This is a genomic window from Carnobacterium funditum DSM 5970 (genome assembly GCF_000744185.1).
Lineage (GTDB): Bacteria > Bacillota > Bacilli > Lactobacillales > Carnobacteriaceae > Carnobacterium_A > Carnobacterium_A funditum.
Genome location: NZ_JQLL01000001.1, coordinates 774,043 through 797,621, shown reverse-complemented (window position 1 = coordinate 797,621; position 23,579 = coordinate 774,043). Strand labels below are relative to the sequence as shown.

At 33.5% G+C, this 23,579-nt stretch carries 26 protein-coding genes and 3 other annotated features; of the genes, 25 read left to right on the top strand and 1 reads right to left on the bottom strand.

Annotation, left to right across the window (positions count from 1 at the left end; translation table 11 throughout):
* Nucleotides 1-160: 160 nt before the first annotated feature.
* A complete protein-coding gene (locus tag BR44_RS03615) occupies nucleotides 161-634 on the bottom strand; it encodes a GAF domain-containing protein (RefSeq protein ID WP_034550696.1) in 474 nt (157 codons plus the stop codon).
* Nucleotides 635-859: 225 nt separating this feature from the next.
* On the opposite strand from BR44_RS03615, the gene BR44_RS03610 reads away from it, so the two are divergent.
* The 25 genes from BR44_RS03610 (at nucleotide 860) to BR44_RS03490 (ending at nucleotide 23,369) form a co-directional block, all read left to right on the top strand.
* The gene (locus BR44_RS03610) at nucleotides 860-2,572 is read left to right on the top strand and encodes a septation ring formation regulator EzrA (protein ID WP_034550695.1); all 1,713 of its coding nucleotides are present in this window, start codon (nucleotides 860-862) and stop codon (nucleotides 2,570-2,572) included.
* Nucleotides 2,573-2,689: 117 nt separating this feature from the next.
* The gene (locus BR44_RS03605; RefSeq protein WP_034550694.1) at nucleotides 2,690-3,832 is read left to right on the top strand and encodes a cysteine desulfurase family protein; all 1,143 of its coding nucleotides are present in this window, start codon (nucleotides 2,690-2,692) and stop codon (nucleotides 3,830-3,832) included.
* 20 nt (nucleotides 3,833-3,852) lie between these two features.
* Complete coding sequence (gene thiI, locus BR44_RS03600) at nucleotides 3,853-5,070, top strand: tRNA uracil 4-sulfurtransferase ThiI (RefSeq protein ID WP_034550693.1); 1,218 nt, start codon at nucleotides 3,853-3,855, stop codon at nucleotides 5,068-5,070.
* A gap of 223 nt (nucleotides 5,071-5,293) precedes the next feature.
* On the top strand, nucleotides 5,294-5,953 hold the full coding sequence (locus tag BR44_RS03595; RefSeq protein WP_034550692.1) for a redox-sensing transcriptional repressor Rex: 660 nt from the start codon (nucleotides 5,294-5,296) through the stop codon (nucleotides 5,951-5,953).
* 162 nt (nucleotides 5,954-6,115) lie between these two features.
* Nucleotides 6,116-6,607, top strand: coding sequence for a thiol peroxidase (tpx, locus tag BR44_RS03590; RefSeq protein WP_034550691.1), 492 nt, complete (start codon nucleotides 6,116-6,118; stop codon nucleotides 6,605-6,607).
* Between the two features lie 64 nt (nucleotides 6,608-6,671).
* Nucleotides 6,672-6,903: a binding site (T-box leader), on the top strand.
* A 71-nt stretch (nucleotides 6,904-6,974) separates the two neighbouring features.
* Nucleotides 6,975-9,620: a valine--tRNA ligase gene (locus BR44_RS03585; protein ID WP_034550690.1), complete on the top strand. Its 2,646-nt coding sequence runs from the start codon at nucleotides 6,975-6,977 to the stop codon at nucleotides 9,618-9,620.
* Nucleotides 9,621-9,680: 60 nt separating this feature from the next.
* Entirely contained in the window at nucleotides 9,681-11,057 is a 1,377-nt protein-coding gene (locus BR44_RS03580) for a bifunctional folylpolyglutamate synthase/dihydrofolate synthase (RefSeq protein WP_245592910.1), read from the top strand.
* A 12-nt stretch (nucleotides 11,058-11,069) separates the two neighbouring features.
* The gene (locus tag BR44_RS03575; protein WP_034550688.1) at nucleotides 11,070-11,744 is read left to right on the top strand and encodes an HAD family hydrolase; all 675 of its coding nucleotides are present in this window, start codon (nucleotides 11,070-11,072) and stop codon (nucleotides 11,742-11,744) included.
* A 70-nt stretch (nucleotides 11,745-11,814) separates the two neighbouring features.
* Nucleotides 11,815-12,507 (top strand): RadC family protein, encoded by a 693-nt coding sequence (radC, locus tag BR44_RS03570; protein WP_034550686.1) that lies wholly within the window; start codon nucleotides 11,815-11,817, stop codon nucleotides 12,505-12,507.
* Nucleotides 12,508-12,669: 162 nt separating this feature from the next.
* Nucleotides 12,670-12,870: a cold-shock protein gene (locus BR44_RS03565; RefSeq protein ID WP_034550683.1), complete on the top strand. Its 201-nt coding sequence runs from the start codon at nucleotides 12,670-12,672 to the stop codon at nucleotides 12,868-12,870.
* A 297-nt stretch (nucleotides 12,871-13,167) separates the two neighbouring features.
* Complete coding sequence (locus tag BR44_RS03560; RefSeq protein WP_034550685.1) at nucleotides 13,168-13,368, top strand: cold-shock protein; 201 nt, start codon at nucleotides 13,168-13,170, stop codon at nucleotides 13,366-13,368.
* A gap of 222 nt (nucleotides 13,369-13,590) precedes the next feature.
* A complete protein-coding gene (locus BR44_RS03555; RefSeq protein ID WP_034550683.1) occupies nucleotides 13,591-13,791 on the top strand; it encodes a cold-shock protein in 201 nt (66 codons plus the stop codon).
* Nucleotides 13,792-14,561: 770 nt separating this feature from the next.
* On the top strand, nucleotides 14,562-14,762 hold the full coding sequence (locus BR44_RS03550; protein WP_034550682.1) for a cold-shock protein: 201 nt from the start codon (nucleotides 14,562-14,564) through the stop codon (nucleotides 14,760-14,762).
* A 379-nt stretch (nucleotides 14,763-15,141) separates the two neighbouring features.
* Nucleotides 15,142-16,155, top strand: a complete 1,014-nt coding sequence (locus BR44_RS03545) for a rod shape-determining protein (RefSeq protein ID WP_034550681.1) — start codon at nucleotides 15,142-15,144, stop codon at nucleotides 16,153-16,155.
* Nucleotides 16,156-16,304: 149 nt separating this feature from the next.
* Nucleotides 16,305-17,156 (top strand): rod shape-determining protein MreC, encoded by an 852-nt coding sequence (gene mreC, locus BR44_RS03540; protein ID WP_034550679.1) that lies wholly within the window; start codon nucleotides 16,305-16,307, stop codon nucleotides 17,154-17,156.
* Between the two features lies 1 nt (nucleotide 17,157).
* Nucleotides 17,158-17,682 carry a rod shape-determining protein MreD gene (gene mreD / locus BR44_RS03535; protein WP_034550678.1) on the top strand — a complete coding sequence of 175 codons (525 nt, stop codon included), beginning with the start codon at nucleotides 17,158-17,160 and terminating at the stop codon, nucleotides 17,680-17,682.
* Between the two features lie 47 nt (nucleotides 17,683-17,729).
* Nucleotides 17,730-18,428, top strand: coding sequence for a septum site-determining protein MinC (locus BR44_RS03530; protein WP_034550677.1), 699 nt, complete (start codon nucleotides 17,730-17,732; stop codon nucleotides 18,426-18,428).
* Nucleotides 18,429-19,223: a septum site-determining protein MinD gene (gene minD, locus BR44_RS03525; RefSeq protein ID WP_034550676.1), complete on the top strand. Its 795-nt coding sequence runs from the start codon at nucleotides 18,429-18,431 to the stop codon at nucleotides 19,221-19,223.
* A 23-nt stretch (nucleotides 19,224-19,246) separates the two neighbouring features.
* Nucleotides 19,247-19,492: a binding site (T-box leader), on the top strand.
* 82 nt (nucleotides 19,493-19,574) lie between these two features.
* On the top strand, nucleotides 19,575-20,375 hold the full coding sequence (locus tag BR44_RS03520; RefSeq protein ID WP_034550675.1) for an amino acid ABC transporter substrate-binding protein: 801 nt from the start codon (nucleotides 19,575-19,577) through the stop codon (nucleotides 20,373-20,375).
* A gap of 131 nt (nucleotides 20,376-20,506) precedes the next feature.
* On the top strand, nucleotides 20,507-21,142 hold the full coding sequence (locus BR44_RS03515) for an amino acid ABC transporter permease (protein WP_034550674.1): 636 nt from the start codon (nucleotides 20,507-20,509) through the stop codon (nucleotides 21,140-21,142).
* 13 nt (nucleotides 21,143-21,155) lie between these two features.
* Nucleotides 21,156-21,830, top strand: coding sequence for an amino acid ABC transporter ATP-binding protein (locus tag BR44_RS03510; RefSeq protein WP_034550673.1), 675 nt, complete (start codon nucleotides 21,156-21,158; stop codon nucleotides 21,828-21,830).
* A gap of 111 nt (nucleotides 21,831-21,941) precedes the next feature.
* Nucleotides 21,942-22,016: a sequence feature (ribosomal protein L21 leader region), on the top strand.
* 15 nt (nucleotides 22,017-22,031) lie between these two features.
* The gene (gene rplU / locus BR44_RS03505) at nucleotides 22,032-22,340 is read left to right on the top strand and encodes a 50S ribosomal protein L21 (RefSeq protein WP_034550672.1); all 309 of its coding nucleotides are present in this window, start codon (nucleotides 22,032-22,034) and stop codon (nucleotides 22,338-22,340) included.
* Nucleotides 22,341-22,357: 17 nt separating this feature from the next.
* Nucleotides 22,358-22,702 carry a ribosomal-processing cysteine protease Prp gene (locus tag BR44_RS03500; RefSeq protein ID WP_034550670.1) on the top strand — a complete coding sequence of 115 codons (345 nt, stop codon included), beginning with the start codon at nucleotides 22,358-22,360 and terminating at the stop codon, nucleotides 22,700-22,702.
* 20 nt (nucleotides 22,703-22,722) lie between these two features.
* On the top strand, nucleotides 22,723-23,007 hold the full coding sequence (rpmA, locus tag BR44_RS03495; protein ID WP_034550669.1) for a 50S ribosomal protein L27: 285 nt from the start codon (nucleotides 22,723-22,725) through the stop codon (nucleotides 23,005-23,007).
* 113 nt (nucleotides 23,008-23,120) lie between these two features.
* Nucleotides 23,121-23,369 carry a hypothetical protein gene (locus tag BR44_RS03490; protein WP_034550668.1) on the top strand — a complete coding sequence of 83 codons (249 nt, stop codon included), beginning with the start codon at nucleotides 23,121-23,123 and terminating at the stop codon, nucleotides 23,367-23,369.
* Nucleotides 23,370-23,579 lie beyond the last annotated feature (210 nt).

Sequence of the window (23,579 nt, the reverse complement as noted above, 5' to 3'; positions counted from 1 at the left end):
TTTATTTTTCATTCTTCGCCTTTGCAGCCGCAGGTTACACAAATGCACCAATATTGGCAATAAACTGTTGACGCGAACACCACTCTCACGCTGCATTATTTTACACAAATTCAATTATACAATGCGTGCTTCTAAAGAGTCAAGCTTTCTTTTTTTACAGTTAAATCATAGGTTGACTATTTTTTTGTAAAAGTTCAATAAATAGCTCTAAAAAGTGTTGATCTATTTTATCAAATCGATTTTTTATTGGGGCATCAATATCTAGGACCCCTATTTTTTCGCCGTTCAGTACCAAGGGTATAACGATTTCTGATTGGCTTGCAGCATCGCAAGCGATATGGCCTCGGAATTTAGAGACATCTCCAACGATAAGCGGTGCGTTTTTCTCAAACGCCGTTCCACAAACACCTGCACCTATTTTTATTCTTATGCATGCCACTTTACCTTGGAAAGGACCTAATACTAATTCATCTGATGTTTTTTCGTACAAATAAAATCCAGCCCAATTGATATCAGATAAATTTTCAAACAATAAAGCTGCAGCATTGCTCAAGTTAGCAATCAGGTTTGTTTCATCATTGATAATAGCGGTAAGCTGTTTATTCATTAAACGATAATTTGATTCTTTTGACATGGAAATTCCTCCTGTAATGAAGACACGTACTAGATAAGATAAAATAAAAAACCGCTTTTAGTAGTGTTAGATTTCATTATATATGTTACTATATACAATAGGTATTTCTATAAGAAAATGCAACTTATGTTAAAAAGTTTTTCTGATATCGTAAAAAAATATGAACTAATAATAACTATTTTTCTTATATAAACGTATCAATTTGGCTGGAGGTATCAACAAAAAATGAAGTTTGAATATATTTTAGTTACTATTATCTTTTTGGCTCTCATTGCCTACTTAATAAGTTTCATGATGAAAAAGAAACATTATTCGTTAATCAATGGTCTAGAAAAACAAAAATTTGAATTAATGGATTTGCCTATACCCGATGACTTGCGAAGAGCGAAAGACCTACAATTAACAGGGCAGACGAAAAAAAAGTTCAACCAATTGCATTCGGAATGGCAGAAAATTGAAACTAAAACTTTTCCAGATTTAGAAAATCATTTGTTTGATGCAGAACAAGCTGCAGACCGTCTGCAATTAATTAAAGCAAAAGCAACAGAAACGAAAGCAGCCAATTTAATTAAAAATATCGAAATGGATATTAAAGAAATTCAAACTGCCTTATATGAACTACTTCAAAGTGAAGAGCAAAATATACTAGAAGTTAAAAGAATACAAGAAACTTATCAAGAAATAAGAAAAAAATTATTAACACAAAGTTTTTCATTTGGTCCTGCGTTAGAAAAGTTAGAAAATAAATTGACTTTTTTAGAAGTTGATTTTTCAAAAGTATCAGATTTAGCAGCTTCTGGAGATCATGTTGAAGCTAAAAATATTTTAAATAAAATTGATGCAGATACAAAAAGTTTGAACCATAGTATCAAGCAAATACCTGGGCTTTTAAAACAACTGGTAAACGAATTTTTTGAACAAGTACAAGAATTAAAAGAGGGTTATGATGAGCTTATTGAACGACAATTCGTTTTTTTAGATGATACTATCTTAGCAGACGTTGAATCAATAGAGATGAAATGTAAAAGTGTCGAAGAAGCCATTACAGAATGTGACATCGAAAAGGCTAAATCGATAAGCACAGAAATAGAAGATGAGATTAATCGGTTGTATGACGCTATGGAAATTGAAATTGAAGCAAAAAAATTCATCGTAAATCAGCAGCCCGTATTAGATGATTATATAGAATTTGTAATTGAAAAAAATCGAAAACTTTTAATTGAAATTGATCGTGTGGCTCAAAGCTACGCATTGAACCACGATGAATTAAAGCAAGCTCAAAAAATGCAAGAACAACTGAGCGAGATTCAAGATAATTTTGATACATTTACAGATGGCTTAAATAGCCAACAAGCTATTTTTAGTGCAGTAAAAGAAAGCTATACAGAGCATGCGAAGTTACTCGAACAAATTGAAGTGGAACAAAAAATGATTAACGAACATTTATTAGAATTACGCCAAGAAGAAAAAGAAGTCAAAGATAAAATTGATGATTTTGAATTTAATTTACGTGGAGTAAAACGGTATATTGAAAAACAACATCTTCCTGGATTACCAACGCAATACCTAGATTTTTTCTTTGCAACGACAGAACGAGTAGAAGAACTATCTAAAGAATTAAATAAATTAAGAATAGATATGAAAGATATCAAACATTTATGCGATTTATGTGATGATGATGTGGAACTTTTAATTAAAAAAACGGAAGAGATAGTAGATAATGCATTGTTGTGTGAATATATGATGCAGTATGCTAATCGTTATCGTCATACACATCCAGAAATAGCAGAGGCTATTGTAAAGAGCATGACAACATTTAATACTGAATTTGATTACAATAAAGCATTAGAACAGATTTCAACAGCTTTAGAAGAAGTTGAACCGGGCTCGTTTAAAAAGATAGAAGAAAATTATCTAGAAGATAAACAAAAGAAATGATGAAAAAACGACAGAGTCTTTCATTTAATTGGAAACTCTGTTTTATTTTGTATTAAATCAATGATGAAAAATCCATATCAAATCATGTGAAATAGATAATAGAAAGTGTGAAGATAAATGATATATTTTGATAATAGTGCAACGACTCAAATAAATGAAGAAGTATTGCAAACATTTATAGAGGTAACTAGAAGTGTCAATGGGAATCCATCTAGTATGCATGCACTGGGAGATCAAGCTGCTTCTTTGATGAAGCAATCACGTATGCAAATTGCTTCTTTACTTGCAGTTACACCACAAGAAATTTACTTTACTAGCGGTGGCACAGAAGGAGACAATTGGGCCATCAAAGGAACAGCTATTGAAAAAAAAGTTTACGGCAACCATATCATTACAACAACTGTGGAGCACCCTGCTGTAAGTGAATCTATAGGCCAATTAGAACAATTTGGTTTTGAAGTGACCTATTTACCGGTTGATAGAAATGGGGTTATTTCTATCACAGATTTAAAAAATGCCATACGAAAAGATACAATTTTAGTTTCTGTTATGGCTGTTAATAATGAAGTGGGTAGTGTACAACCCATTGAGGAAATTGGTGAAGTTCTAAAAGATTATCCATCTATTCATTTTCAGGTTGATGCTGTTCAAGCTATCGGGAAAATACCGGTGCATTTAGGCCCAAATTCTCGTATTGATATTGCTGTTTTCTCAAGTCATAAATTCCATGGGCCAAAAGGAACAGGATTTATTTATTTGAAAAAGGGAAGGAAAATAGCGTCTTTAATGAATGGTGGTGGACAAGAAAATCGAATACGAAGTGGTACAGAAAATGTTGCTGGTATCGCAGCTACTGGGAAAGCTTTACGTTTGGTCATGACAGATGCTACCAATAAGCAAAAAAAACAAAGAGAAATTAGAGATTATTTAATTAATGAGTTGAACAACTATAAAAAAATTGTACTGTTTTCAACGCAAGCAGGAGCACCACATATTCTTTGTTTTGCTTTAAAAGGTATCAGAGGAGAAGTGTTGTTACATGCTTTTGAAAATGAATCTATTTATATTTCCACTACAAGTGCTTGTTCTAGCCGCAAAAAAGCGAGTTCTAGCACTCTTTCAGCCATGCATGTACCGGACAGTCTTGCAGTTGATGCTGTTCGTATTAGTTTATCAGATACAAATACTATGGAAGAAGCAAAACAATTTATGAGCGTATTTAAAAAGCTGTATAAAAAATTCCAATCAATCAATGCATAAGAAAGAGAAGTGAATATAAAATGCAATACAATGAAGTGATGGTCCGTTACGGAGAGTTATCTACTAAAGGTAAAAATAAAAAAAAATTTATTAATAAACTAGTCCAAAATGTAAAATTTGCTTTATATGATTTTGAGCAACTTAACGTAACGGGTGAACGAGACCGAATGCATTTAAAATTAAATGGTGTAGACAGTGATTTGGTTTTGGAGAGATTAAAACCTATTTTCGGGATTCAAAATTTTTCTCCAGTGGTAAGACTGGAAAGAGATATCGAAGAAATGAAAAAAGTAACAGTTGATATGGTCCAAGAATTATATACAGAAGGTAAATCATTTAAAATCACCACGCGTCGTTCAGATCATGAATTTAGTTTAGACACTGATGAAATTAATCATTTATTAGGATCAGAAGTTTCAAAAAATATTGAAGGTATTAAAGTGAAAATGAAAAACCCTGATATTAATATACGTGTTGAGATTAGAAATGAAGGTATCTTTCTTTCTAGTCAAACAATATTAGGAGCAGGCGGACTACCAGTAGGTTCAAGTGGGAAAGGTATGCTAATGCTGTCTGGCGGGATTGATTCCCCAGTAGCAGGTTACTTGACAATGAAGCGTGGTGTAGAAATCGAGGCCGTTCATTTTCACAGTCCTCCTTATACAAGTCCTCGGTCTTTGCAAAAAGCCAAGGATTTAACTTCAAAGATGGCTGCATTTGTCGGAAATATTATATTCATTGAAGTTCCATTTACTGAAGTTCAAGAAGAAATTAAAAGATGTGTACCTGAAGGTTACTCAATGACAGTGACACGACGTATGATGTTACGAATTACAGAACGAATTCGTGAAGAACGAAAAGGATTAGCTATTATTAATGGAGAGTCTCTTGGACAAGTAGCATCGCAAACTTTGCATAGCATGATAGCCATTAATGATGTGACGACTACACCCATTATCCGTCCTGTTGTTTCAATGGATAAAAACGAGATAATCGATTTAGCTCAAAATATTGATACATTCGAATTATCAATACAACCTTTTGAGGATTGTTGTACTATATTTGCGCCAACTACTCCTAAAACAAAACCAGATTTAGAAAAAACTAGACGATATGAAGCGAGATTGAATATAGAAGACTTAATTCAACGTGTGATGGATAATCTGGTTTTTTCTGAAATAAAAGTAGGAGATACTTTAGAAAAGCAACAAGCCGTCAAATATTCTGGACTCTTATAAATAAATAAAAAAGATTAGAAAATGTACTCCTTTTAATAGTTAGCTAGCAGGAGAAAACAAAATATCTAATCTTTTTTATTATAATATAATAGCGAGTGTTTTATTTTCATTTAAGAAAAGTAGTAAAATAGTTTTGAATGTGATTATTATCACAAAAAGATTGAGTTTTATTTTTATTGATGATATGATTTGAGGAAATAGACATGCAATTGGAGGATTTCTAATGAAAATCAAGCAAGAAAAACAGTCTGTACCGAAAGCAACTGCTAAAAGATTACCCGTTTATTATCGATGCTTGAAAAAGCTTGAAGATACTGGAGTTAAAAGGATAAAATCACAAGAAATTAGTGAATTAACTCAAATACCTTCAGCGACAATTCGTCGTGATTTTTCTCATTTTGGTGAATTAGGCAGAAGTGGCTATGGTTATGAAGTTGATTATGTAGTAGAAGTGTTTCATGAAATTTTGAATGTGAATAAAATCATCAATATAGCCTTAGTAGGTGTAGGAAACATCGGGAAAGCGCTGATTGCTAATAATTTCCGCAGAAATGACAATATGAAAATAACGTGTGGTTTCGAAAATAGTGAAGAAAATTCTGGGAAAATTTTATCAGGAGTTCCTATCTATTCTATTGATCAAATGAAAAGTGTTTTATCTCGTGAAAACATTCATGTAGCGATTTCTACAGTTCCAAGCGAGCATTCACAAGAGTTGGTAGATAGGTTGGTTGATTCTGGAATTACTTCTATTTTAAATTTTGCTCCTGGTAGAGTAATAGTTCCATCAACTGTAGATGTTCGTTATATTGATTTAACAGGTGAAATATTAACTCTGGTCTATTATGATGGTAGATTGCTTCCACCAACGGTAAAAGGATAAAATGAAAATTAGGATACTTACTATCTTTTCTAACCTTTAAACACACAGTACCTACTCTTTGACACTAAATTTATAAAATAGATGAATTCCGGATTTGCATTTTTCTTTTCAGACAGCGTATACTTAACAAGTAAATATGTTTAGAAATGGGAGCGAGTAAATATGGAGTTCACAAAAAAAGGCAAGCCACTTAAAGTAGAGGGGACATTACCTAACGTTGGTGATAAAGGCCCAGACTTCTCAATCAAAAATAGTAAGGATGAAATAGTAACTTTAGAAGACTGTAAAGGGATGGTTACTTTAATAAGTGTTATCCCTGACATTGATACGAGAGTTTGTGCGATTCAAACAAAATCGTTTAATAAAGAGGCAAGTGAACTTGAAGGAATCAAAATAATGACTATTTCTACAAATACGAAAGATGAGCAAAAGAAGTGGTGTGCAGGAGAAGGCATAGATATGGAAATGCTTCAGGATACAGATTTATCTTTCGGAAAAGCCTATGGAATAGCTATTCCTGAACTAAATGTCTTGGTTCGTTCTGTGTTTATTATTGACGCAACTGGGAAGCTAGTTTATAAAGAAGTGGTATCAGAAATGAGTGATGAGCCAGATTATGACAAAGCAATCAAAAATACAAAAATAGCACGTTAATTCTGACTTTTCGTTAAAATCAGGATTGAATTAACAGCTTTTCAATGCTAAAATGAACTATAGAAAAAAAGCGATGAACAAGAGGAGTAATTTTATTAGATGGGTATTCAGAGAAAAGAACAAATGCTGAGAGTTCTTGACCATGATAAAATGAAAGTAGCTTGGGAGCTGACGAGGTGAAGAAATAGTAACTTTGTCCGGAATAACGTTTCGTTAAAAACGTGAAGAGAGGTATATTTTCTAAGGAAATATACAATATAGGTGGTACCGCGAATCAAAAAGCATTCGTCCTAATACAAAAATTTGTATTAGGGCGGGTGCTTTTTTTACTATTTCAGAAAAAAATAAAAAGAAAAGAGGCTAAAAAATGTCCAAAGAATTAAAAATGCCGACAAAATATCAACCCCAAGAAGTTGAAGCTGGTCGTTACGAAAAGTGGCTTGAAAAAGATTTATTTAAACCAAGTGGAGATAAGACAAAGGAACCCTATTCTGTTGTTATTCCTCCTCCAAATGTGACAGGTAAGTTGCATTTAGGGCATGCTTGGGACACAACGTTACAAGATATCATCATCAGACAAAAAAGAATGCAAGGTTTTGATACTTTATGGTTACCAGGGATGGATCATGCGGGCATTGCTACACAAGCAAAAGTAGAGGCTAAATTAGCTGAAGAAGGCATTTCACGTTATGATTTAGGGCGAGAAAAATTTATTGAGACGGTTTGGGAATGGAAAGAAGAGTATGCTGCAGTTATCCGTGAGCAATGGGCGAAAGTTGGGATATCCGTTGATTACGGACGTGAACGATTTACTTTAGATGATGGTCTATCCGAAGCGGTTAGGAAAGTTTTTGTTACGATGTATAACAAAAATCTGATTTATCGTGGAGAATATATTATCAATTGGGATCCAAAAGCAAAAACGGCTTTATCAGATATTGAGGTAATTCATAAAGATGTTGAAGGAGCTTTTTATCATATGACCTATCCATTAGCAGATGGTAGCGGTTCTGTAGAAATTGCCACAACACGTCCGGAAACAATGCTTGGTGACACTGCAGTGGCGGTTCACCCTGATGATGAACGCTACCAACATCTCATTGGTAAAAAAATCATTTTGCCATTGATGAACCTTGAAATACCAATCATTGCGGATGAGTATGTTGAAATGGATTTTGGGACAGGTGTGGTTAAAATAACGCCTGCGCACGATCCTAATGACTTTGCGGTAGGAAATCGACACGATTTACCTCGTACAAACGTCATGAATCCAGATGGGACGATGAACGAAGTGACAGGTAAATATGCAGGTATGGATCGTTTTGAGGCTAGAAAAGCTGTTATTAAGGATTTAAAGGCTGAAGGACGATTAGTGAAAATCGAAAAAATGACACATAGTGTAGGACATTCAGAAAGAACAGGAGTCATTATTGAGCCACGATTATCAACTCAATGGTTTGTTAAGATGGAACCTCTTGCAAAAGAAGCAATCGCTTTGCAAGCTACTGAAGATAAAGTTAATTTTGTACCTGAACGTTTTGAAAATACCTATTTAAGCTGGATGGAAAATGTCCATGATTGGGTTATTTCTCGTCAATTATGGTGGGGTCACAGAATACCAGCTTGGCATCATAAACATAGTGGAGAACTTTATGTCGGGATGGAAGCACCCGAAGATAGTGAAAATTGGGAACAAGATCCAGATGTTTTAGATACTTGGTTCAGTTCAGCTCTTTGGCCTTTTTCAACAATGGGTTGGCCAGATGAGGACTCAGCAGATTTTAAACGTTATTTCCCCAATAACACACTAGTAACAGGCTATGATATTATTTTCTTCTGGGTTAGTCGCATGATTTTCCAAAGTCTTGAATTTACTGGTAAAAAACCATTTAATGATGTGCTTATTCACGGGTTAATTCGTGATGAAGAAGGTCGCAAAATGAGTAAATCTTTAGGCAACGGAATTGATCCGATGGAAGTAGTCGATAAGTATGGTGCTGACGCTTTGCGGTGGTTCTTGTCAAATGGTTCCGCTCCAGGTCAAGATGTTCGTTTTAGCTATGACAAAATGGACGCTTCATGGAATTTCATTAATAAAATATGGAATGCAAGTCGCTTTGCATTAATGAATATGGAAGATTTCACAGTTGAACAAATTGATTTAACAGGTGAAAAAACGATGGCCGATCGATGGATCTTAACTAAATTAAACAAAACAATAGAAAAAGTGACAGATTTATTTGAACGCTTTGAATTTGGCGAAGCAAATCGGCACCTCTATCACTTTATCTGGGATGATTTTTGTGATTGGTACATCGAAATGAGTAAAGAAATCTTATTTAATGATGATGAAGAGGCTAAACAAACAACAAGAAGTATTTTGGCTTATGTGTTGGATCAGACACTCCGTTTGTTACACCCAGTTATGCCTTTTGTAACAGAAGAAATTTGGGAAAATATTCCGCATATTGGAGAATCATTGGTCATTGCAGAATATCCTGTTGTTCGTCCTGAACTATCGGATGAGGAATCGACTGAAGGAATGGATGTATTAATGGAATTGATTCGTTCTGTCCGTAATATTCGTTCAGAAGTTAACACTCCTTTATCCAAGTCAGTGGAACTATTGATTAAAACAAATGATAATAAAGTTGAATCGTTCTTGAAAAATAATATTTCTTATATTGAACGCTTTTGTAATCCTGAAAATCTAACTATCTCAAGTACCATTAAAGCTCCTGAAACAGCTATGAGTGCAGTTATTACGGGTGCAGAGATTTATCTTCCTTTGGCAGGTTTGATTAATATCGACGAAGAGATTGTTCGTTTAGAAAAAGAATTGGCTAAATGGTCGGGTGAAGTTAAAAGAGTTAGAGGTAAGTTATCTAATGCTAAATTTATCGAGAATGCTCCGATTACGGTTGTAGAAGCAGAAAAAGCAAAAGAAACAGAATACCTTGAAAAACAAACGCTTGTCTTAAAAAGAATTGAGACATTAAAAACTCAATTATAATTAAATTAAAAACTCAATTATAATTAAATAGACTTGAAAAAAATCTTTGCCTTCACTACTATGAAAGAAGGCAAAGATTTTTTTGCTGTTTATTGGAAAACGATGACTATAAAAGACGAGGTGCAACTGATGTTTAAAACATACGAAGAGGCATTGGACTGGATTCATGGCAGAAAAATTTTTGGAATGAAACCTGGACTTAAGAGAATGGACTGGATGCTAGAAAAATTAGGATCTCCACAAGAAAAAATAAAAGCTATACATGTTGCTGGTACGAACGGAAAAGGTTCGACCGTTACGTTTTTAAGAAATATGTTAGAAGCAAATGGCCAGACAGTTGGAACGTTTACATCTCCTTATATTGAGACGTTCAATGAACGTATTAGTGTTAACGGAGTGCCTATATCGGATGAAGAAATTATCCGATTGGCTAACGTGGTTTATCCTTTAGCCTACGAATTGGAAGAAACTGAGTTGGATGGACCTACTGAGTTTGAAGTGATTACTGCTATGATGTTTATTTATTTTGGTGAAGGTCATGCTGATGTAGTAGTGATTGAAGTTGGATTAGGAGGCTTATTGGATTCAACAAATGTTGTGACTCCTGTTGTCTCAGTCATAACTACTATTGGTTTAGATCACATGCAGGTATTAGGAGAAACGTTAGCTGAAATCGCCTCACAAAAAGCAGGAATCATTAAACCAAATGTTCCTGTTGTAGCAGGAAGGATGCCTAATGAAGCTCTGCAAGTTATCCAAACGGTTGCTAAAAAAAACGAATCTAGCATTAAATTATTTGGAGAAGATTATTGGTCTTCGAAATGCCAAACACTACCAACTTGGGGTGAGCAATTTACTTTTGAAGATGAACACATTTATTTAAATCAGATACAAATAAAAATGTTAGGACAACATCAAATTGAGAATGCGATGGTGGCTCTAGAAGCGTTACAAATTTACTGTCATAAGACAAATTTAGAACTAAACCATGAAGCGACAAGGAGAGGGCTTAAATTAGCTTTTTGGCCAGGAAGAATGGAAAAAATTAGCGACAGTCCTATGATAGTCTTAGATGGCGCTCATAATGAGCCCGCTATACGCAGATTAATTGAAACGATAAACGCTGACTTTAAACAACAAGACGTTTATTTAATCTTTGCTGTTCTACAAGATAAAGCGGTCAATAGTATGCTAAGTTTATTAAAGGAATTGGCGAATGTTCATATTACTTTAACGAGCTTTGCTAATCCTAGAGCTGTTAAAATAGAAGAACTGGAATCATATGCAATTTCAGGTATAAAGGTAAAAGAATACTGGCAAGAAGCAGTAGCAGATATTATTAGAGAAATGGATGAAAACGATATTATTTTAATTACCGGCTCACTTTATTTTATTTCAGAAGTCCGGCAGTTATTACTAAAATCAACTGATGAATGAGGAGGTTTTAAAATGAAGCAAATCAAAGCAGTCATTTTTGATATGGATGGTCTAATGTTTGATACCGAAACAATGTATTACAAAGTAAATAAAGAAGTAGCAGATCTTATAGGTATGGATTTTTCATATGATTATTATTCTAAATACATTGGAATTTCTGATGAAGAATTCCATAGAAACTTATATTTAGATTTCAATGACGATGAAAAAGTTACTCTTTTTATAAAAAAAACTAGTGAAAGGCTTATTGAAGTAATCGAAAGAGACGGATTAATCAAAAAACCTGGGTTATTGGAATTATTAGATTACCTAGCAGAGAATCAAATAAAAAAGGTTGTTGCTTCAAGTAATATAAATTCGGTTGTTTCTTTTTTTCTGAAACGAGAAAATTTAGAAGGCTACTTTGATTACTTTATTGGTGGAAATGAAGTGAAACGGGCAAAACCAGATGCTGAAATATTCGAAAAAGCTTGGTCTGATTTAGGAGTAGAAAAAGAAAATACACTAATTTTAGAAGACTCGCTTAATGGTATAAGAGCAGCATATGATGCACAAATTAATGTAATTATGGTGCCAGATATTTTTGAGGCTGGGGATGAAGAAATACGAAAAACATTAGCTATCCATAAAGATTTGCAACAAGTTAAGAACTTTATTCATGATACACATGCTTTGTTAACTATGTGATGATAAAAAAATGAAAATAGCTCTTTTTTCTTGCGTATATTAAAAAGGTAGGTAGAAAAGGAGTGTTTTTATGACAGGAAAAATGACGAGTCTAGTTAAAGAGGTACCTGTTTTTTCAAGACCAAGGGAACGTTTAGAGAACTATGGAGAAAAAGCATTAGCCAACCATGAATTATTGGCAATTTTACTCCGTACAGGAACAAAAGATTCGAATGTTATGGTGCTTGCAATGAAAGTTTTGAATACTTTTGAAAATTTATATTTTTTGAAAACAGCTTCGATAGAGGAGCTGATGGGGATAACGGGAATTGGCAAAATTAAAGCCACAGAAATAAGAGCAGCAATTGAATTAGGTATTCGCATTTCTCAAGCATCTCAACTTAAAATTGGGCAAATTACCTCTAGTCGTAATGCGGGAGAGATGCTATTGAATGAAATGCGTGATTTGCAACAAGAACATGTGATTGTGATGTACTTAAATACTAAAAATGAAATCATTAAGAAAGAAACAGTTTTCATTGGAGGCTTGAATTCTAGCGTAGCTCACCCCAGAGAAATATTTAGAGGAGCTGTTCGATTTTCAGCAGCGCGTATTATTATTGGTCACAACCATCCCTCCGGAAATCCTGAACCTTCAGAAGCTGATATCATGTTTACCAAGCGGATGGCTAGTTGTGGGGAAATGATGGGTATTGAATTGCTAGATCACATCATCGTTGGGCAAACTTATTATATAAGCTTAAAAGAACTTGGCATATTTTAATATGAAAACCATATTAAATAGTTGAATCATTTTATTGTTCATGTTATACTTAATACAAGTTTTTGTTTAGGTATAAGAAAAGAATTGTTTCAAAACATTCCGATTCGTACCGTTAGCAAGGCTTAACAAAATGTGCAAAACGCACGAGGAGGATATTTTATAATGGAACAAGGTACAGTAAAATGGTTTAACGCAGAAAAAGGTTTTGGTTTTATCGAACGCGAAAACGGAGACGATGTATTCGTACATTTCTCAGCTATCCAAGGCGAAGGATTCAAATCTTTAGAAGAAGGACAAGCAGTAACTTTCGACGTTGAAGAAGGAAACCGTGGACCTCAAGCAGCAAACGTAAACAAAGCTTAATTTAAATTAAACTTAAAACGTAAAAAAACTTAGTCAATTGACTAAGTTTTTTTTATTATTATTTTATCTAATCGTACCAGTAAGTGATTCGCTATGTGTATGGATCAGAAAAGGCAGTCTAAATAGGTGGATATCCAATAAATAGTTAAGTTGTTCTTGCTATGTATTGAATCACATGTTACACTAGCTTTAAGGTTTTTGTGAGGTAACAGAAAAGAATTGTTTCAAAACATTCCAATTCGTACCGTTAGCAAGGCTTAACAAAATGTGCAAAACGCACGAGGAGGATATTTAATTATGGAACAAGGTACAGTAAAATGGTTTAACGCAGAAAAAGGTTTTGGTTTTATCGAACGCGAAAACGGAGACGATGTATTCGTACATTTCTCAGCTATCCAAAGCGAAGGATTCAAATCTTTAGAAGAAGGACAAGCAGTAACTTTCGACGTTGAAGAAGGAAACCGTGGACCTCAAGCAGCAAACGTAAACAAAGCTTAATTTAAATTAAACTTCGAGAGATCTGGTAATTTTTACCAGATCTTTTTTTTATACCAAATGAAAATAAAGCGTTTTACTTGCTTAGAATATAGTATTATGATAAAATATTTTTAACGTTTAAGTTGATGTAGGTGCAAGAATTGTTGTTGAAATATTCAGAATCTTACTATTGACAGAAACGTAAAAATACAAAGTGTTTAGTGCACGAGGAGGATATTTATAATGGAACAAGGTACAGTAAAATGGTTTAACGCAGAAAAAGGTTTTGGTTTTATCGAACGCGAAAACGGAGACGATGTATTCGTACATTTCTCAGCTATCCAAGGTGAAGGATTCAAATCTCTAGAAGAAGGACAAGCAGTAACTTTTGACGTTGAAGAAGGAAACCGTGGACCTCAAGCAGCAAACGTAAACAAAGCTTAAATTAAACTTAAAACGTAAAAAGACTTAGTCAATTAACTAAGTCTTTTTTTTATGACCTTTTTATCTGATTGTAATAATAAGTGATTGGGTGTGTGTGTAGATTGGAAAATTGAGGTTAAGTAGATGGATAATTTATAACTTTTCTTTAAATCTACGAAAAGTCTAGTGTGATGCTCTTTTTCATTTGATTTTCCTGCACTCTTTTTGTGTAACAAAAGAACTTTATTCTATTATTGAAGTGCAAATTAACAACCATAGAATGGGGTTCACTCAAGGTCTCTGTTACAAAGAAGACGGCATATATACTTTTGATAAAATAATTAGAAGTAGCATGATACCAACTTTAAATCAGATTTCCTAGGATTATTATTTGGGGAATAATTGAAAGGTTTGTGAATCTCGGATAACACTCAGAATGGATAAGTCGCAAAAAAATCTTGGATAAAGAACAATAACCTAACCAACAGGATTAAATAGTGGATATCGTAAAGCCAAAAAGAAAGGTTAAAATACATTGTCTGAGTTTTCACTCTGAAACTCTATTTTTTCACTAATGAAAAAAATTCTGTATAAGATATTATGGATAATTCAAGAAGCAGCTGAATGTTTAAGGAATAGTCAATTTCTTCTTGCTATATATTGAATCACATGTTATACTAGTTTTAAGGTTTTTGTGAGGTAACAGAAAAGAATTGTTTCAAAACATTCCAATTCGTACCGTTAGCAAGGCTTAACAAAATGTGCAAAACGCACGAGGAGGATATTTAATTATGGAACAAGGTACAGTAAAATGGTTTAATGCAGAAAAAGGTTTTGGTTTTATCGAACGCGAAAACGGAGACGATGTATTCGTACATTTCTCAGCTATCCAAAGCGAAGGATTCAAATCTTTAGAAGAAGGACAAGCAGTATCTTTCGACGTTGAAGAAGGAAACCGTGGACCTCAAGCAGCAAACGTAAACAAAGCTTAATTTAAATTAAACTTCGAGGGATCTGGTAATTTTTACCAGGTCTTTTTTTTGTGCTATATTTAAATTTTCCTAATACTGTAATCTAATACGTCTAATATTTTCTAAGAAAAATAAGAGAAATAAAAATAAAATTGGAAAATGATAACAAAAAATAAACCTATCTTTCAGCTATTTAAAGATTTTACTTAGAAATTATAAATATTTTGTTAAAATAGTGGGATAAGTAATGTTTTGGGTAAAAAAATGAAGTATGATGAAATTATGATAAGGAAATTCTATATCATTTTTGTTATACTATCTGTAGAATCTAATGAGTATTAATAAAAAAAATATTCTATGAAAAAAAATTAGATTTGTTTGACTTGAGAGGATGAAATACGTGTTTAGATTTGGAAGTAAAGATATTGGAATAGATTTAGGAACGGCTAATACAAATGTTTTTGTAGAAGGTAAAGGGATTGTTTTGAGAGATCCTTCAGTAGTAGCTAAAGATATTTCGACGGGTGACATAGTAGCAGTCGGTGAAGATGCAAGAAATATGATTGGTAGAACCCCCGGTTCAATTGTAGCTATTAGACCTATGAAAAATGGTGTTATTGCTGATTACGATACTACTGCTGCAATGATGAAGTATTACATTGAAAAAGCTATTGGGAAAACGACATCTAAACCGTACGTAATTGTTTGTGTACCAAGCGGAGTAACTGAAGTAGAAAAACGCGCTGTTATTGATGCAACAAGGATGGCAGGAGCTAAAGATGCATTTATTCTTGAAGAACCATTCGCAGCTGCTATAGGAGCTGGTCTGCCAGTAATGGAACCAACAGGCAGCATGGTTGTTGATATAGGAGGCGGAACTACAGATGTCGCAACGATAGCGTTAGGTGGTATTGTAAGCAGCCGTTCAATCCGGTTAGCTGGAGACAGTATGGATGAAGGGATTATCCATTTTGTACGCAAAAAATTCAATTTGTTAATTGGAGAACGCACAGCTGAACAAATTAAAATTGAAATTGGTTGTGCTTCAATTGAAAAAGCAGCTGAGTATGGATCTATGGATGTTCGAGGAAGAGATTTGTTAACTGGCTTGCCGCAAACGATTCAGGTTTCTGCGGTAGATGTTGCTGAAGCAATCAAAGAAGTTGTTGATGGCATCGTTAGTGCTGTAAGAGAAACTTTGGAAGAAACACCACCAGAAATTTCAGCAGATGTGATTGATCACGGCATTGTTTTAACAGGAGGCGGAGCATTATTAAGAAATATTGGTGATGCAATAGCTGATGAAACTGAAGTGCCCGTTTTTGTAGCAAATGATCCGTTAGATTGCGTTGCTTTAGGTACTGGAGAATCACTTAAGCACATAGATGTATATAAAAAGAAAAGAATGAAATAAGATGAAAAATATATTATGATGAAAAGATGCGGAAGCTATTTTGCTTCCTGCATCTTTTCATTTGATATAAAAATTTAGTGGATTACTAAGTTTTTTAGCTAAAGTTATGGTAAAATAAACAAAGCCTGAAGAATTAATGAGGTGATAAATTGCGTCAATTTTTTTCAAATAAAAAATTAATTATATTGTTGGTTAGTATAATTGTTTGTCTAGGTTTAATAGCCTATTCTATTTCAGGAAACGGTAAATTGCCAATAGTGCAACGATTCGGAAACGACATTACGGCTGTGACTGGTCAATTGTTATCAAAACCAACTAATGCGGTTGTCAAATTTGTTGATTCGGTGGAGAATTTGAGGAATACCTACAAAGAAAATCAATTGTTAAAATCAAAAATTGATGGTCTTTATGAAACAGAAGTAGAATTAGGTAATTTAAAACAAGACAACCAAAAAATGAAGGAACAACTAGAATTACAAGATACGCTTTCTGATTATAAGAAAATTAATGGAACTGTTATAAGTCGAAACCCTGATAATTGGATAAATCAAATTATTGTTGACCGAGGAAGTCAGAGTGGCATATCTGTAGGGTTATCTGTTATGGCGGACAATGGACTGATTGGTCGTGTGATAGAAGTGAATCCAGCTAGTTCAAAAGTCCAATTGATTACAACTTCAGACCAAAATAATAGTAGAGTTGCGGCTTCAGTTTCTTCAAAAAAAGGATTCGTCCATGGAATTATTAATGGATATGATTCAGAGACTAATCGTTTGATTATGAAACAAATAACAACCAAGATAACCTTAAAAAAAGGGGATCAAGTGATGACTTCCGGCTTGGGAGGCATATCACCAAATTCATTATTAATTGGTTCAATTGATGAAGTAAAACTAGATTCACACGGGTTATCTCAAGAGGCTTACGTTATACCTGCATCAGACTTTGATGATATTCGTTATGTAACTTTTATTCAACGGACAGCTGAAAGCGGGGAGTAAGATGAGTAGGGATTGGAAAATAAATATTTTTGCTCCAGTGTTAATTTTTTTGGGACTGTTGATAGATGGTCTCATTTCAGGCACTTTTTCTGAACATTTGTATACAGAAGATGGGAATGTCATGGTACCAAGATTAATTATTCTTATACTTGTATTAATTTCATTTTATCTACCCAGAAACAAAATGATTCTATATGCTATTGTTTTTGGGTTTCTGTATGATAGTTACTATGTAGGGGTATTAGGGATATATGTAGCAATTTTTCCTTTGATTGTGTATGTTACAAATAAATTGAAACAGGTATTAAACCCAAATCCAATTACTATTGGGATGATGATTTTCATTAATTTAACTATTTTAGAAACAATGCTCTATTGGATTTATAAATTATTAGGTTTTACTATGATTGATATGAATACTTTTATGGCTAACCGCTTGGGTCCTACATTATTGTTGAATTTGGTATTCTTTATAATCACATTTTATCCATTAAAAAAATTAATACTTAAAATGACTGGGAATTAAAAATAGTGGAATCCTTGTTCGTTATTTAGATGATGGGAGTTGTTGAAGTGAAACAGAGTGTGACATTAAAAGGAAGTAAAGATGGTTTTGTATTAACTTTAAACGAATCAGCTTCTTTTACTGCAATTGTTGAAGAGTTAGAACAGTTGTTAGAACATCTTAAAACGGAGTCGAAAAAAGATGACTCAAACGAAAAAAATAAAAAGATTCAACTAGAAGTAATAACTGGAAATCGTTTATTAACGGATGAAGAAAAAAAAGTACTAACAAAAATGATTAAAGAGAATAGTCATTTTGAAATAAAAAAAATTAGTTCAGCTGTTTTAACTTACGAATCAGCTCTAGCTTGGCAACAAGCTGTTAGTTTACAGATGGAGATACAAACAGTACGTAGTGGGCAAGTACTTCAAGCTCCAGGAGACATTCTTTTTGTTGGAAAGGTTCATCCTGGTGGAGTGATTCGAGCAAATGGTAGTATTTTTATCATTGGGGAATTACACGGTGTTGCACATGCAGGATTTGAAGGAGATGCAGCAGCGGTTATTGTTGCCGATTTTCATACAAATGCACAAGTACGAATAGCAGATAATGTTCAAATAATAGAAAATCAATCAGCGGAAAAATTGAGTGTAAAGAAAAATGAATTTGCATTTATAAATGATTTACATATATTAGATTTTGAAAATCTAGATCATTTAAGTAAAATGCGGCCGATGTTAGGTAAATTGACAGGGGGATTAATTTAAATGGGAACAGCAATTGTAATTACTTCTGGAAAAGGTGGCGTAGGGAAAACAACGTCAACAGCAAATATTGGAACTGCGCTTGCCTTACAAGGTAAACGGGTATGTCTGATTGATATGGATATAGGTTTAAGGAATTTAGATGTTATTTTAGGTTTAGAGAACCGAATTATTTATGATATTATTGATGTTGTTGAAGGACGCGCAAAATTACATCAAGCAATTATAAAAGATAAACGATTTAATGATAATCTATATTTACTACCAGCAGCACAAAATGCAGATAAAAATGACGTTAATGGCGAACAAATGAAAGAAATTGTTGCGGAATTAAAGGAAGAATATGATTATATTTTAATTGACTGTCCTGCGGGAATTGAACAGGGATTTCAAAATTCAATTGCTGCCGCAGATGAAGCAATTTTAGTAACTACACCTGAGATATCGGCTATTCGAGATGCAGATCGTATAATTGGGTTGTTAGAACAGACCGAATTAGATCCTCCGCAGCTTATCATAAACAGAATCCGCAAGAGAATGATGCAAGATGGAGAAGTTCTAGATGTAGACGAAATTACAAGACACCTTTCAGTTGATCTATTGGGTATTATTTTTGATGATGATGACGTTGTTCGTTCTTCTAATAAAGGAGATCCTATTGTCTTAAATCCGAAAAATCCTGCTTCACAAGGATATCGAAATGTCGCTCGTCGTATATTAGGCGAAACAGTACCTTTGATGTCGATAAAAAAAGAAAAAGAAAGTTTTTGGAAGAAACTATTTGGCAAAAAAAGTTAAATGTGTTATAGTTTTAAAAATAAACAAAAGCAAAGACGAGAAAAAGTAAGGTTAGAAACTCAACAGAGAGATTGCGGTTGGTGCGAGCAATTAAGAGCCTAGTCTGAACACACATCTCCAAGCTGACAGTTGAACCATACTTAGTAAACTGATCCGGGTGTACCCGTTATAGTACTAGCGTTTAGTTGTTTTGAACGCGATAAGGTAGTTTTCTGTAAAGAGACTACAAAAAAAGGTGGTACCACGATATAAAAACTATCGTCCTTTGATTTCCTGTTATTTAGGGAGTCAAAGGACTTTTTTGTTTTTATTTAAATTGGTTTTAAAAAAAAAGAGATTGGGGAGTTTGTAATGAAAAATAATTTATTGAAGATTATCACAGGTTTAGGTTTATTCATATTGGTTCTTTCGGGTTGTAGTACTAATTCAACAGAAGAAGATAGCTATGATTCTATTTTAGAAAATGGCACAATTGTAATGGGACTGGATGATACCTTTGCACCAATGGGTTATAGAGATTCAAACGATGAAATAGTTGGATTTGATATTGATTTAGCTAATGAAGTCGGGGAACGTATGGGAGTTGAGTTTAAATTTCAAACGATTGATTGGGCATTAAAGGAAACAGAATTAAATGCTGGAAATATTGATGTAATTTGGAATGGTTATACCATAACCGAAGAAAGAAAAGAGAAAGTACTATTTAGTAGTCCTTATTTGAATAATAGTCAACTTATTATTGTTTTAGAAGATAGTCCAATAAACAGCAAAGCCGATTTGAAGGATAAAACGGTGGCTGCACAACAATCATCAAGTGCAGTTGATGCAGTTATGGCTGATGATTCAGATATAATTAAAACATTTAATAACGGTGAAATAGTTCAGTATCCTTCTAATAACGATGTGTTTAATGATTTAGCATCGGGACGAAGCGATGCGATTGTAGTAGATGAGACAATGGGTCGCTATTATATGCAACAAAATAAAGACATGGATTACCGAGTGCTGGATGATAATTTTGGTAATGAAGAATATGCAGTAGGGTTGCGTAAGTCGGATGTTAAGTTAAAACAAGCTATAGATGAGAATTTAGCAGATCTTAAAAAAGATGGTACCTATGATAAGATATATGATAAATGGTTTGCAGAGTAGAAAAATAGCGTTGTTTAAATGAAACATACTTAACACGTTTCATTTAAACAACATTATGATAAAAAAGTTTCTAATAAGATAATAAAGAAACTACATACTACTTGAATATTTTATGAGAGAAGAGGAAGAATATGAATCTAATTAATGATATTATGCCTACTTTAATTAATGGTCTAGGTACAACAATGCGTCTTTTTATTATTATCTTTGTTCTAACAATCCCTCTAGGCTTTTTAGTTGCGTGTATACGAATTTATTCTCCACGATTCCTTTCTTGGGTTATTCAACTGTATATCTATGTTATGCGTGGTACGCCCTTATTATTACAGTTGATGATTGTATTTTTTGGTCTTCCGTTAATTGGAATTACATTTGATCGGTTTACAGCAGCTATTATTGCATTCGGTTTGAACTACACAGCCTATTATGCGGAGATATTTAGAGGTGGAATCATATCCGTGCCACAAGGGCAATTTGAAGCAATTAGAGTTTTGGGAATTGGTAGAATACAAGGCTTTAGAAGAATTATTATTCCACAAGTTTTACGTACGGTCCTTCCTTCTGTCGGGAACGAAGTTATATCACTAGTAAAAGATACGTCACTGGTCTATATCCTAGGACTTGGAGAGTTATTGAGAGCCGGACAGATTGCAGCAAACACCTATGCTTCACTACTGCCTTTTGTAGCAGTTGGAATCATTTATCTCTTTATCACAGGAATAATCACAATTATTTTGCTTATTGTTGAAAAGAAATTTAATTTTTGAGAGGGTGAGCTATATGTTGTTGAAAGCACTAGGAGTCACTAAAACGTTCAATAAAATGAAAGTAATAAATAACTTCGATTTTACAATAAGTCATGGAGAAATTATTTCTTTAGTAGGTGAATCAGGAACAGGCAAAACAACGTTTATGAGACTGTTGACTGATCTTGAAGAAGCGGATACAGGTACAATTTCAATAAATGGTGATTACCTTTGTAAAATGACGACTGAAAAAAAAACTCACTACACTTCAAAGAAAGAGAGAAATCGATATGGCAACAAAATTGGATTGGTTTTTCAAGACTACCAATTATTTCCTAATTTAAATGTCATACAAAATTGTATTGAAGCGCCTGTGCAAAAAAAGTTAATGACAATAAAAGAAGCGACAATAAAAGCTGAAAGTTTACTAAAACAAATGAATTTATTAGACAAAAAAGACTCATACCCAAAAACTTTGTCAGGTGGCCAACAACAAAGAGCAGCAATTGCACGCGCAATGATGTTAAGTCCAGAAATACTTTGTTTCGATGAACCAACATCAGCATTAGATCGCCATTCTTCAAATGGAGTTGGTGAGATGATACAAAAGATAGCTGCTACAGGAACAGGGATATTGATTGTTACTCACGACATTGAGTTTGCAGAAAAATTTAGTACAAGAAATATCTCTTCAGATACTTTTATTTAAAATAATAAAATAGCAATTATGTAAAAAAAGATTTTTTTACAAAAAGATAAAATTATTTATTGACGTAGAAGTCTCTTTTTGGTATGCTACTACTGTTGTTAATGTGTAGCACCACAACTACAACCGCGCGGGAATGAGTTTGTAAGTCCAGTAATGGCGCTCATGACGGCGAGTCTAAGTCTAATAAGGAGGTGCGAATAAATGTACGCAATTATTAAAACAGGTGGAAAACAAATTAAAGTTGAAGTGGGCCAAGCAATCTATATTGAAAAATTAGATATTGATGCTGGTGAAACAGTTATATTTGATGAAGTTATCTTAGTAGGTGGCGAAGAAACAAAAGTTGGTGTTCCAACTATTGATGGAGCTGTTGTTGAAGGTACAGTTGAAAAACATGGTCTTCAAAAGAAAGTTACGACTTTTGTATACAAACGCAGAAAAGACTCACATCGTAAACAAGGACATCGTCAACCTTATACAAAAGTTATGATTAATGCAATCAACGCATAAGAAAGTGGTGTCTGTGAATGATTCATGCATTTTTGAAGCGTAACGAGGAGAACAATATTGTTTCTTTTGAAGTTACAGGTCATGCAGAGTCAGGAGCTTACGGAACTGACATTGTCTGTGCAGCCGTATCAGCTTTAACAATTGGGACAACGAATAGTTTATCTGTTTTGGGTGGATTCACTCCACTGGTTGAAACAAATGATGAAGTCGAAGGTGGATATCTTTATGTTGAATTACCAGTGGGAATCACTGGGAAACAATTGACTACTACGCAGATTCTTTTGGAAAGCCTTCTCTTGTCTTTAAAAAGTATAGCAGAAGAATATCCTAATTATGTCAAATTGAATTACATTTTAGACTAAAAACAGGAGGTGCAATTAAAATGTTGAAAATGAATTTACAGTTCTTTGCCCATAAAAAAGGGGGCGGATCTACAACTAACGGTCGTGATTCTCAATCTAAACGTTTAGGTTCTAAACGTGCAGATGGTCAAACTGTTACTGGCGGATCAATTTTATACCGTCAACGCGGTACTAAAATCTACCCAGGTACTAACGTGGGAATTGGTGGAGATGACACTTTATTTGCTAAAGTTGATGGCGTTGTTCGTTTCGAACGTAAAGGCCGCGACAAAAAGCAAGTATCTGTTTACCCAGTTGCTCAATAATTTAACAAAAAAAACTCTTCTATTTTTTAGAAGAGCTTTTTTTTTAGTTTTAATTCTTTTTTAATTCTTTTTTTAAAAAAATTAAAAAAAATTAGAAAGAGAGGAGAGTTATAGTGATTGATTTAATTATTGGTATTTTAGGCTTTAGTATAAGTGCCGCAGTCATTATCATCATTCTTTTTGGTTTGTTGAAATTAGAAATCTGGGTATACAATGATGCGAATAGAAGACGAATGCGAGGCGGTATTTGGGCTTTTTTAGTATTGATTACTCTAGTTATTCCAGGTTTGTTAGTTTATTTACTGATTAGAAAACCAGCTGGTAATTTTAAATACCATCATTTTAAAAAGAATCGGTTTTAATTACTTTGGTAACCTATTTTTTTATTATTAGTGGTATTATTATTTTAAGATGAAATTCAGAAAAAAATAGTCATAATTTTAAAAAAATGAGTCTTGAAAGTTAGACGTTTATTCGTTAGAATAATACAGGTAGTAATTAACTTGTAAAACAGATGATTAAGTTTGGTAAAGAATGATTTTTTTAATAAAAGAGCTATGGATTAAGAAAAG